Annotated in this window: 6 protein-coding genes; all 6 read left to right on the plus strand. The window is 60.1% G+C overall.

What is annotated here, in order from left to right:
• Positions 1–116: 116 nt before the first annotated feature.
• The 6 genes from UM93_RS13630 (at position 117) to UM93_RS13655 (ending at position 12,425) form a co-directional block, all read left to right on the plus strand.
• Positions 117–5,939 carry a GH92 family glycosyl hydrolase gene (locus tag UM93_RS13630; RefSeq protein WP_082057160.1) on the plus strand — a complete coding sequence of 1,941 codons (5,823 nt, stop codon included), beginning with the start codon at positions 117–119 and terminating at the stop codon, positions 5,937–5,939.
• 169 nt (positions 5,940–6,108) lie between these two features.
• A complete protein-coding gene (locus UM93_RS13635) occupies positions 6,109–7,791 on the plus strand; it encodes an ABC-F family ATP-binding cassette domain-containing protein (protein ID WP_045077475.1) in 1,683 nt (560 codons plus the stop codon).
• Positions 7,792–7,876: 85 nt separating this feature from the next.
• Positions 7,877–8,632, plus strand: coding sequence for a DeoR/GlpR family DNA-binding transcription regulator (locus tag UM93_RS13640; RefSeq protein WP_045076082.1), 756 nt, complete (start codon positions 7,877–7,879; stop codon positions 8,630–8,632).
• Positions 8,629–9,825: an MFS transporter gene (locus UM93_RS13645; RefSeq protein WP_045076083.1), complete on the plus strand. Its 1,197-nt coding sequence runs from the start codon at positions 8,629–8,631 to the stop codon at positions 9,823–9,825. Before UM93_RS13640 ends, UM93_RS13645 begins: the two co-directional genes overlap by 4 nt.
• A gap of 23 nt (positions 9,826–9,848) precedes the next feature.
• Complete coding sequence (locus tag UM93_RS13650; RefSeq protein WP_045076084.1) at positions 9,849–11,333, plus strand: bifunctional phosphatase PAP2/diacylglycerol kinase family protein; 1,485 nt, start codon at positions 9,849–9,851, stop codon at positions 11,331–11,333.
• Between the two features lie 132 nt (positions 11,334–11,465).
• Positions 11,466–12,425 (plus strand): ABC transporter ATP-binding protein, encoded by a 960-nt coding sequence (locus UM93_RS13655; protein WP_045076085.1) that lies wholly within the window; start codon positions 11,466–11,468, stop codon positions 12,423–12,425.

A 12,425-nucleotide genomic window follows, 5' to 3' on the forward strand; every position in this document is an offset into this window, starting at 1 on the left:
ACCGCCGCACGTCAAGGAGGACGTACTTGTCTCGCATTCACTCCACTCGGCTCGCTCTGTCTCTTCCTTTGGTTGGCGTGGTTACCGCAGCCGCGGTGCTTCTGACAGGATTGAGTATGACCTCGGTAGCCAATGCTGCACCCGCCGTCGCTGGTGACTTCAATAACTCCTTTGAAGACAATGAGCCGCTCAAACCGACACAAAACACGGTGGAAATCGGCGCCGATGGTAAGCCGGTTCAACAAGGTGTGGCCGGTGGTGGCGTTAGCGAGGTGCAACTCAAGGACAGTGTGCTGGCTTCGGTGACTGAGGTGAAGGCGAGCGCCGAGAACACCAATGGTGGTGAGCTGGCCACGAATTTGAAAGATAGTGCGGCGGGAACCAAATGGCTTGCTTTTAGCAATACCGGCTGGGCGCAGTATCGGCTGGACGCGGCGAAGAAGGTGCTGAGTTACTCGCTGACCAGCGCGGACGATGTGCCGCAGCGTGATCCGCAGGACTGGCAACTGCAGGGCTCGAATGACGGCAATGCCTGGACCACTGTGGACAGCCAAAGCGCCCAGAGCTTTGCGCAACGCGGCCTGAAAAAGGCCTTTGAGGTCGCCATCCCGGGTAGTTACAGCTACTACCGACTGAACATCACCAAAACCGGAAACGTTGGCATTGTGCAGTTGGCCGATTGGGACGTGGCTACCGGGGGCATTGTGCAGCCCGGCCCGGGGACCGCTCAAGCGATGGATACCGTGGTCGGAAACGGACCTTCGGCCGGGTTCAATATTAAGGCGAATGCCGGATTCACCGGAGTTCGGGCATTGAAATACGCCGGTACCAAGACCGCAGCCGGGCAGGCGTTCGCCACCAATAAGCTTTTCGACGTCAACATCCCGGTTGGTGCGCAAACCCGGCTCTCCTACAAAGTGATTCCGGCCGAGGATTACGCCAACTATCTCTCCACCTATGTCGCCGTTGACCTGCATTTCACCGATGGCAGCTACCTTTCCCAACTTTCCGCGGTCGACCAGAGTGGTATCCCGCTGACCGCGCAAGGTCAAGGCGATGGCAAGATTCTCTACGTCGGCCAGTGGAATTACGTGCAAAGCGAACTTGGTGCGGTGGCACAGGGCAAGACGATTGACCGGATTCTGCTCTCCTTCAGCAATAGCAGTGCCCCGGCGTCGAGCACCTTTAGCGGTTGGCTTGATGACTTGAAAATTGAGGGGGCGGCCCAGCGCATCGACGCTTCCAGCCGGACGAACTACGTCGATACTCGGCGTGGTAGCAATGCTTCCGGGTCCTTCTCCCGTGGCAATAATCTGCCGCTTACTGCGGTGCCCAATGGCTTCAACTTCCTCACCCCGGTCACCAATGCGAGCTCGAGCAACTGGGAATACTCCTATCAGTCGAGCAATAACGCTGACAATAAACCCACTCTGCAGGGTCTCGCGGTTTCGCATATCCCCAGCCCCTGGATGGGCGACCGAAATCAGTTCTCGGTGATGCCGACGAACGATGCCGGTACGCCGAGCAGTAATAAAGCGAACCGGGCGCTGCCGTTCAGTCATCAGAACGAAATCGCGCAGCCGGATTTCTATTCGGTGCAGCTCGATAGCTCAGCCGGGCTGGTAAAGGCGGAAATGACGCCGAGTGATCATGGTGCGATGATGAAGTTCGACTTCCCCGGCGACCGCGGCAATCTGGTTTTCGATACCCCGCAGAGCAATGGCACCTTCACCCTGCAAGGCGGCGAGCTGAGCGGTACTGTGCCCGCGGGCGGGGGCTCCGGCCAGGGCGATATGTACGTCTATGGCAGCTTCAGCCAAACCCCGGTGACCACGTCGAACAGCGGGACTCGCTATGCTGCCTTTGACACCTCGGGCACTAAGACAGTGACCCTGAGCTTCGCCACCTCGTTCATCAGCGTGGAGCAGGCGAAGAAGAACTTCGGCCTCGAAGTTTCCGGGCAGAGCTTTGAGCAGCTCCGCAGCGCGGCGCAGCAACAGTGGAACGATCGGCTCGGCGTGATCGACGTCGAAGGTGCGAACGATCCGCAACTGACCACTATGTACTCCAATCTGTATCGACTGAACCTTTATCCGAACTCCGGTTTCGAGAACACCGGAACCGCAGCTGCACCCAAGCTGCAATACCGTAGCCCGGTGAGTTCCTCCGGCGGCCAAGGAAAGATTGTCGACGGCAAGATCTACGTCAATAACGGTTTTTGGGATACTTACCGCACCGCCTGGCCTGCCTATTCGCTGCTCTACCCCCAGAAAGCCGCCGAGCTGGTGGACGGCTTTGTGCAGCAGTACCGCGACGGCGGCTGGATTGCCCGCTGGTCCTCGCCGGGATACGCGGATCTGATGACCGGGACTTCCTCCGATGTCGCCTTTGCTGACGCTTATCTCAAGGGCGTGCCGTTGCCCGACCCGCTGGGCGCCTACGACGCCGCGGTACGCAATGCCAGTGTGCCCTCCACTAATGACTCGGCAGTGGGTCGCAAGGGGCTGACAAACTCGATCTTCCAGGGCTTTACCAGTACCAAGGTCGGTGAAAGTGTCTCTTGGGGACTCGAGGGATTCATTAATGACTTCGGCCTCGGCAATATGGCGGCGAAGCTAGCAGTCGATCCGGCGACGCCGCAAAGTCGGCGAGCACAGCTCAAGGAAGAATCCGCCTATTTCTTGAACCGGGCGCAGTATTACGTCAATATGTTTGACACCAAGCAGGACTTCTTCAACGGTCTGAGTGCCAGTGGCGAGTTCAATGCCGGGCTGGATCCAGAATCCTGGGGTGGCTTGTTCACCGAGAGTGATGGCTGGAATTTTGCCTTCCACGCGCCGCAGGACGGCCAGGGTTTGGCCAGTCTGTACGGTGGTCCGCAGGGTTTGCAGAATAAGCTTGACGCCTTCTTTGCCACCTCAGAAGATGCCGATAAGCCGGGTGGCTACGGTGGCGTGATCCACGAAATGCTGGAAGCTCGGGCGGTGCGGATGGGCCAGCTTGGCATGAGCAATCAGGTCTCGCACCACATCCCCTATATCTACAACTACACCACCGCGCCCTACAAGACTCAGGCCACCGTGCGGGAGATCCTGCAGCGCCTCTACGTTGGCTCGGAGATCGGTCAGGGCTACTCCGGCGATGAGGACAATGGTGAGATGAGCGCTTGGGCGATCTTCTCCTCGCTCGGTTTCTATCCGCTGCAAGTTGGTTCTCCGCAATTCTCGATTGGCTCGCCGCAGTTCACCAAGGCCACCATCCACTGGGGTAACGGCAAGGATTTGGTGATCAATGCGCCGAACAACTCAACGAAGAACGTCTATGTCCAGTCCCTCAGCATCAACGGCAAGGACCACCCCTCCAGCACCTTGGAGCAGAGCGAGATTGCTAACGGCGGCACCCTCGACTTTGTGATGGGCCCGAACCCCTCGAAGTGGGGGAGCATTTCGGCGGCAAAGACGGCGGTTCCCGAGCCCTTGATGGATACTACCGGCCAAGCTGTGTTGAGCAGCTCGGGCGGCGAAGACCTCAAGAACTTGACCGACGATAACTCGGTCAGCCAGGTGGCATTCAGCTCGGCAAAACCCGCCCTGAGTCTGAACTTCAGCGCCGCCGCGCAAAAGGCTAGCTTTTATACCCTGACCTCGAGTTCAGCGGCTGCGGGTGCCGATCCGAGCGCCTGGACCCTGGAGGGCTCAAAGGACGGGAAGAGTTGGACGGAGTTGGACAGCCGGAAGGATCAGAGTTTTGCCTGGCGCCTGCAGACCCGACCGTTCCAGATCGCCACGCCGACCGCGTTTGCGCACTATCGACTGACCATTACGGCAACGAAGGACGGCAGCTCACTTCCGGTGCTCTCCGAACTAGAGCTGCTCGCTAAGGCCAGTGAAGCCGTCGCCGGTGACTTGGTGCTTAGCGCGGCGAAAGACCTCAAAGGCACTGTCGGCAAGGTTCTCACCGGCAATCTCGGCACGGTCGGTGGCGGCAATGCAGCTGCCGGATACACTGCCACGATCAACTGGGGTGACGGCAGTGCCGACTCGACTGGCACGGTAGCCCCGAGTGGTGCGGTGCGAGCTATTAGCGGCAATCATGTCTATGCCAAACCGGGTGTTTATCAGATCCAGTTGACCGCCGCCGACGGCAAGTCCAAGCAGAGCGTGCTGGTTCCGGTAACTATCTCGGTGCCACAAGTGGGAACCCTAGAATCCGGGTTCGACAAAGTTTGCTTGGGCGACGACAACACGGTGCCCGGTGGCTTTGGCAGCGCTGATTGCGACGCCGTGGGTTATGCCTACTCCCGCCAGGCGCTCGCCGCAGCCGGGATCACCCAGGGCACTGCGAACACCGTGACGCTGGGTGGCAAGACCTTCAGCTTCACGCTTCCCAAGGTGGCCGCCGGGGAGCCCGATAACGCGATGGGCAATGGTCAAGCGATCAAGCTGCCGCTCAGTGCCGAGAGCACGGCGATTTCCTTTATCGGTACCGGCACTCAGGGCAATCAGGATACTCAGGCCACGGTCAGCTTCACCGACGGCAGCTCTGCGAAGATTCCCTTGCAGTTCTCCGATTGGACGCTGGGCGGTAACCCTAGTGGTACGCCGCTCTATGGCAATACCGTGGTCGCGAAATCGGCGTACCGGCTGGCCGGGTCAACCAAGAACAATGCGGTGCCGTTCCTGTTTGCCACCGCGCCGTTCGTGATTCCGGCCGGTAAGACCATTGACACGGTCACCCTGCCACAACAGAGTGGCGAGGAAAAGTCCGGCCGAATCCATGTTTTTGCGATCGCGACCGACGGCAAGATTTTGCCGCTACCCGAGCTCAAGGTGACCCCAGGGGCAGTGCTAAAGGCGAATACGCAGAGCCCGCTGCAGGCCGAACTAGGTACCGTTTCCGGTGGTTCACCCGGTTTGCGGGCGGGTCAGAAGGTGCCCGCGCAATACAGTGCGCGAGTGAATTGGGGCGATGGCAGCGTTACCGAGGATGCGGTGCTGGCAGTGCCGAACGCTTCTGCGGTGTCGTCGATCAGCGCTCGGCATCAGTACGCTGCCGCTGGTTCCTACACCGCGAGTCTCACGGTCTCGGATGCGCTGGGCTCCAGCACCGTACAGGTTCCGGTCAGCGTCACGGTGCCGCCGAAACCGAAACCTGAGCTGAAGATCGTGAGCACTGGCAAGGTGCTGCCCGGCAGCGTGATCCGAGTGAATGGCTCAAAGTTCGACGCCGGTGAGAAGGTCAGTCTGAACTTCAGCACCGATCCGGCGTTGCAACTCAGTGCCATGGCTAACGCTCAGGGCGTGGTGAACTTCGAGTTCACCGTGCCCGCGGCGACCAAAGCCGGCCCCTACGCGGTGACCTTACTGGGCGAGAGCAGTAAAGTTCCGGTCTCTGGCACGGTAATGGTGAGCAGCCCAGTACCTCCCGTGGTGTACCGCCCGAATGCTCAACTCGGCCAGGGCGCCGCCGCACGCGGTGAAAAGGTGCAGCTGAGCGGGGACAGCTTCGCGCCGAATGAGCTGGTCTCCGTGACACTGCATTCTGAGCCGCTACTGCTGGTCACCGCCCGAGCCGATGCCCATGGCATTCTACGAACCTCCTTCGTGGTGCCACCGAATGCGGTTCTCGGTCAGCATGAAGTGGTGGTGGCAGGCTTGGTCTCCAAGGCGCCGGTCAGTATTGGCTTCACCGTGCAGCAGAAGCCGGTTGGGCCGAACCCGGGTAACCCCGGTACCGGAACTGCGAAACCGGGTGCTGGACAGCCTGGCTCTGGTCAACCGGGAGCCGTCGGGCCGGGTTCAACTGACGGCAGCGTCGATGGTTCCGGTGCCATGCCCGGTACTGGTTTCGATGGCGCGCCGCTCGCAGTTCTAGCGCTAGGCGTGATGCTCACGGGTGGCTTGTTACTCCTGGGAGTGCGGCGTCGGCGTCGCTCCTAAGCTGACTTCCTAAGCTGAGCTGACTAACCTTATGCATCCCGTCGAGTGTCGAGATCTGGGGTCTAAAGCCTCAAAATAAGCCCCAGATCTCGACACTCGACGGTGACTGGAGGCGTGGGGTGGGGCGAAGGACTGGTTGGTTGACGATGTTTGCTGGCAGACTGGTGCGGTGGCCCATATTGACGTCGCCCAGATTGACTACTACCTCTCCGATGGCAGGCAGTTGCTCAATGCTGCCAGTTTCCGGGTCGGTGACGGTGCGAAAAGCGCATTGATCGGACCGAACGGTACTGGCAAAACCACTCTGCTGCGGATCGTGGCGGGTGACCTCAAAGCCGATGCCGGGGCGATCACCCTGAGCGGCAGCCTTGGCGTGATGCGCCAGTTCATCGGCCAGGTGCGTGACGAGTCGACGGTACGGGACCTGCTTTTGAGCGTGGCCCCAACGGCGATTCGTGCGGCTGGTGAGGCGGTGGACGCCGCTGAGCTAGCCATGATGGAACGCGATGACGAACCCACCCAGCTCAACTATGCCCAGGCGCTCGCCGACTGGGGCGACTCGGGTGGCTACGATATCGAGACGGTGTGGGATGAAGTGACCATGTCCGCAATGGGGATGCCTTATGACCGGGCACAGTACCGGGCCGCTTCGACGCTCAGCGGCGGCGAGCAGAAGCGTTTGGTGCTGGAGGCGCTGTTCCGCGGTCCGGACGAGATTCTGCTCCTCGACGAGCCAGATAACTACCTCGACGTGCCCGGCAAGCGCTGGCTTGAAGGAATGCTCAATGCCTCGCCAAAGTCGGTGCTCTTCGTCAGCCACGACCGCGAGCTCTTAGCCAATGCGGCTGATCGGATTATTACCCTGGAACCCGGTGCACTGGGGGCCACTTCCTGGACGCACGGTGCGGGCTTTAACAGTTATCACCAGGCTCGGCAAGACCGGAACCTGCGTTTTGAGGAGCTCCGCAAGCGTTGGGATGAGGACCATGCCAAACTGCGCGAGCTGATGCTGATGTATAAGAACAAGGCTGCTTATAACGACAGCATGGCCTCGCGCTATCAGGCCGCGCAGACTCGGCTGCGAAAGTTTGAGGAGGCTGGCCCGCCGCAAGCGGTGCCGATTGAGCAGAACGTGAATATGCGACTGGCGGGCGGACGTACCGGCAAGCGTGCCGTGGTGGCAACCAAGCTCGAACTGACCGGCTTGATGAAGCCCTTCGACGCCGAAATCTGGTTTGGTGACCGGGTCGCGGTACTGGGTTCCAACGGTTCGGGGAAGTCGCACTTCCTGCGGCTCTTGGCCGGGGGTGGTACTGATCCCGAGCGCGAGCACCTACCGGTCTCCGAAGTGGTGATCGACGCGGTGCCGCACACTGGCAAGGTCAAGCTCGGTGCCCGGATCCGTCCTGGTTTCTTTGCGCAAACCCATCTTCGGCCGGACTTGCAGGGCCGCACTCTGCTAGAGATTCTGCATCGTGGCGATGAGCATCGCGACGGCATGTCACAAGAGCCAGCTGCCCGGGCCTTAGACCGTTACGGCCTAGCCAAACAGTCGGAACAGCTCTTTGAGTCGCTTTCGGGGGGCCAACAGGCGCGGTTGCAGATTCTGCTCTTGGAGCTTTCTGGTGCCACCCTGCTGCTGCTCGATGAGCCGACCGACAACCTCGATCTGCATTCGGCTGAGGCCTTGGAGAAGGGTATCGACGCCTTCGAAGGCACCGTGATCGCGGTGACTCACGATCGCTGGTTTGCGCGGTCTTTTGACAGGTTCTTCGTCTTTCGCTCGGATGGCAAGGTTTACGAGTCGGATCAGCCGGTGTGGGATGAAACCCGGGTGGTTCGGCAGCGCTAGGCCTGACAACATCTTCGAACGAGAATAGTTGTGCTCATATGAGCATTGAATGTGTTTATATAAACATCGCTGTTATCGTTTAAGGATGACTGCAGAGGAACGGCATCGCCGGATCACCGAGCTACTGCGCGGGCGGGAACAGGCGACGGTAGAAGAAATTGCCGAACTGTGCGGTACCTCGACGGCCACCATAAGGCGTGATCTTGATCTGCTCGAGCAGCGCGGGGTGCTGAAAAGGGTGCATGGCGCTGCGATATCGCTGATTGTCGGCGGTGCCGAGCCGGGTTACCAACAGCGTGCGCTGGAAAACCAACGAGCCAAGATCCGGATTGCCTTTGCGGTGGCCGGTCTGCTCAACCCACAGGAATTCGTTTTTCTGGACAGTGGAAGCACCGCGACGCAGATCGCAGTGGCGCTCAAGGAGCAACCACTCACCGTCATGCCCGACTCCCTGCACGCTGCCCGCGAATTAGCCGGAGGACGTGCCGAGGTGATTTTGCCCGGCGGAACTGTGGTTGAACAGGAGCTCGCTTTACGCGGTCCGTTGGCCGAAGCCAATATTCGCTCGCTGCGTTTTGATACGGCCATCATTACGCCCTGCACCTTCGATCTGAAAACCGGCATCATGGGTCATGATCTGGCAGATGCTGCGATCAAGCGGGCCGCAATAGCCTCAGCACAACGGGTGATTGTGGCCTGCCATCAGGAGAAATGGAATCGACCGTCCCCCGTGGTGGTCAGCCCGGCCGAAGCCATTGACTTAATCATCACTGACCATCGACTCAGCGCCGAGGAATCGGAACTAGCCAAGCTCGCCCACCTGGAGGTGACTTCATTATGAGTGTTGCTCAAGAACTCAACCCGCGCCCCGCTTTGATCGCTACTATGGTGATCTTTGCCGTCAACGGACTGGCCTTCGCGAGCTGGGCGGCGCGCATCCCCACCGCAGCGCGCGTCCTGGACCTGAGTACCGGGCAGATGGGCGCGGTATTGCTGACTATGGCGCTCGGCTCGGTGATTGCGTTACCGCTGGCCGGTTCGGTCGCTTCACGCATTGGTACCGCCAACACGGTGCGGCTCGGGGCCACTATTTCCTCGGTGGGTGGGCTCATTCTGGCCTACGCCTTGGCCACCAGTTCGGTGCCGGTAACGGTCATTGGCCTTTTCCTCTTCGGTGTCGGAATTGGTTTATGGGATGTCGCACAGAACGTTGAAGGTGCGGCGATTGAACGCGAACTTCACCGCAGTGTAATGGCGAAGTTTCACGCTGCATTTTCGGGCGGTGCGTTCCTGGGTGCGCTCTTAGGTGCCGGGCTCTCCGGTTTGAACATCGCCCTGCAATGGCATCTGATTGGCTTGGTAGTGGTGGCTATCACCGCGATCTATCTTGGCACCAGATACTTTTTGCCTGATTTCGCCCATCGGGAAGCCGTGGTCAAAGAAACTCAATCACCGGCGAGGAACCCGTGGCTCGAGCCGCGCACCTTGCTCATCGGACTGGTGGTACTCGGGGCGGCGTTGACCGAAGGCACCGCCAACGACTGGATGGCGAAAGCCACTGTCGACGGCTTGGGCACCAGTGAAGCCGTGGGTGCCCTGGTTTTCGCTATCTTCATCGCTTCGATGACCATGATGCGGTTCATTGGAGGCAGAATGATTGATCGCTGGGGCCGGGTTCCTGTGCTCTACGCCAGTCTTGGCAGTTCCTTGCTCGGCTTGTTGGTGTTCGTCTTTGCGCCAAACCTTGGAATTGCCATTATCGGTGCCCTGCTCTGGGGTGCTGGTGCCGCGCTGGGCTTCCCGACCGGAATGTCGGCGGCAGCTGATGACCCGGCCCGCGCGGCCAAAAGGGTCTCGGTGGTTTCTACTGTCGGTTACGTGGCGTTCATTGCCGGCCCGCCGGTGATTGGCTTCCTCGGTGATCATCTGACCCTACGGATTGCGCTGCTCGCGATTGGTGTGGTGATCCTGCTATCCATTCTGGTGGTGCCGGCTGCTCGGCCCCTCAAGAATTCTCCCAGCGAAGACCACTAGTCATCCTCGATTAGGCTGGAACGATGCGCAAAGTCCTACGCCCCTTCGCCCGAGCCGATCGTCGGATTGTCCGGGCAGTGAGCAAAATCCCAGCCGGACCGATTGACCAGACGATGCGTGGCCTCTCCGCGGCTGCAACCAAGGGGAAACTGTGGTTTGCGATTGCTGGCGCTGCTGCGCTGGTGCCAGGCAAGCCGCGTCGCGCAGCGCTGAGCGGCTTGCTGGCCTTGGGCATTGCCTCGGCGACCACCAACCTGGTGTTCAAGACCTTGTTGCCGAGGCGTCGGCCGGCTGCGGAGTTGCTGCCAATTTTCCGCTTCGTGAACCCGCAACCCACTAGTTCCTCCCTGCCCTCGGGTCACTCGGCCTCGGCCTTCGCCTTTGCCACCGGAGTAGCAACGGTCAGCCCGACGATGGGACTTGCACTCGCGCCGCTGGCCGCCGGAGTCGCCTATTCCCGCGTGCACACCGGGGCGCACTGGCCCTCCGATGTGGTGATTGGCTCGGCGATTGGGGTGGCTGCCGGATTAGTGGTGCGTAACTGGTTCCCGCCCCACGAGGTCACGCCGGAGACCAAGATTAGCCCGATCACCGCCGCCAGCTTGGAACAGGGCGAAGGACTCAGGCTCGTCGCCAACCCGGGCAGCGGCTCATATACCGAGGATTCGATCGCCGCGCTCAAGCGGGAGCTACCCAAGCTTGAGATTGCCGAGCTCGAAGAGGATAAAGAACTTGAACAAGTGATTGATCAGGCCTTGCAGAAACCGGGTGCTAAGGCGCTCGCGGTTTGGGGTGGCGACGGCACGGTGGGTGCGGTGGCGCAGCGCGCCCTTGCCGAAGAGCTACCACTCGCGGTTTTTCCCGGCGGTACTTTCAATCATTTTGCTCGGGATGTACACAGTGCCAATGTTGAAACCGTTGAGCGGGCGGTGCAAGCTGGCACAGCGCTGCGCACCGATATTGCCGAAGTGAGCATGCAGCGTGCCGAGGGCACCGAGACCCGGGTAATGCTCAATACTGCGAGTGTCGGGATCTATCCCGAGTTGGTGCAACGCCGGGAAGCTTTGCAACAAACCTTGGGTAAGCCCCTGGCCTCAATCATTGCTGGGTTGAGAACTTTTGCCGTACTGAAACCCAGCACCTTGAAAATCGATGGTAAAGCGACGAAGGTCTGGTTGATCTACCTTGGCCGTGGTCGCTACTACCCGCGGGGTTTCGCGCCATTGGAGCGACCCGTGCTGGATGACGGCGTGCTGGATATTCGCTATATTTCGGCGCGGAGTGCGCTCTCCCGGCTCAGGCTGCTGGCCGCCATTCTGACCGGACGTACCGAGGTTTCCCCGGTGATCACGATCGGAACTGAGCAAAAGCTGAGGCTGGAATCAGTTGGCGAACCATTTGCGCTGGCCATTGACGGTGAAGTGATCGACGGGGTGCACTCGGCGGAGTTCAGCGTGCTGCCCGGAGCCCTCACGGTCTATGCACCGCCGCCCGCAGACATCGAATGAGCTAACTCGGAGCCACTTAGGTCATCCTCAAGGATTACCGGTTGATTTAGTCAAGTTCATCCCTGAGCGGGGCGATTTGAGGGCTGGTCATCCGTACTGTGGTAAATGGAACAACTGACCTAAGGAGCTTTCATGATTGAAGCCACCCAGCTCTCCAAGCACTATGGCACCAAGACGGCCGTGGACGGGATCTCCTTTTCCGTGCAGCCCGGTAAGGTGACCGGCTTTCTAGGGCCGAACGGTGCCGGGAAGTCCACCACGATGCGGATGATCGTCGGCCTGGACCGGCCTAATCATGGCAGCGTGACGGTTAACGGCAAGAAATACGCGGAACACAAGAACCCCCTGCATCAGGTGGGTGCGCTGCTCGATGCTAAGGCGGTGCACACCTCGCGCAGTGCCTACAATCATCTGCGAGCAATGGCGGCCACGCACAGTATCCCCAAGGCTCGCGTCGATCAGGTGATTGAAATGACCGGCCTGGGTCAGGTGGCCAAGAAGAAAGCCGGCGGTTTCTCACTGGGTATGGGGCAGCGATTGGGTATCGCTAATGCGCTCTTGGGGGACCCGCAGACGCTTATCCTGGACGAGCCGGTCAACGGCTTGGATCCGGAGGGTGTGCTGTGGGTTCGTAATCTGGTACGTTACCTCGCTGGCGAAGGTAAGACGGTCTTCCTCTCCTCACATCTCATGAGCGAAATGGCACAGACCGCCGACCACCTCATTGTGATCGGCCGCGGCAAGATCATCGCGGATGCGCCGATTAGCGAATTGATTGCCGGCAACCGGGCCAACCGGGTGCGGGTGCGTACGCCGCAAACCACTGAGCTGACTCGCTTACTGGCCGCCAACGGGGTAACGATCAGCGCCAGCGAGGCCGAGACCCTCGAGGTCTCCGGGATGGAATCGCGTCAGATCGCTCAGATCGCGTTGGATAACCAGGTGCTCGTCTATGAGTTGTCACCGCTCTCGGCCTCTCTCGAGGAAGCCTACTTTGACCTCACCAAAGACGAGGTTGAATACCATTCGCAGATCGACGGTGGCACCGCGACCTTGCCGCCCGCCGGTCCAGTAGCAACTCCGGGGAAGTGA

The sequence above is a fragment of the Psychromicrobium lacuslunae genome, assembly GCF_000950575.1.
Lineage (GTDB): Bacteria > Actinomycetota > Actinomycetes > Actinomycetales > Micrococcaceae > Renibacterium > Renibacterium lacuslunae.

Coding starts and splice junctions, on each gene's coding strand:
- UM93_RS13630 (WP_082057160.1), top strand. CDS start 117: ATGACCTCGGTAGCCAATGCTGCACCCGCCGTCGCTGGTGACTTCAAT.
- UM93_RS13640 (WP_045076082.1), top strand. CDS start 7,877: ATGACTGCAGAGGAACGGCATCGCCGGATCACCGAGCTACTGCGCGGG.
- UM93_RS13645 (WP_045076083.1), top strand. CDS start 8,629: ATGAGTGTTGCTCAAGAACTCAACCCGCGCCCCGCTTTGATCGCTACT.
- UM93_RS13650 (WP_045076084.1), top strand. CDS start 9,849: ATGCGCAAAGTCCTACGCCCCTTCGCCCGAGCCGATCGTCGGATTGTC.
- UM93_RS13655 (WP_045076085.1), top strand. CDS start 11,466: ATGATTGAAGCCACCCAGCTCTCCAAGCACTATGGCACCAAGACGGCC.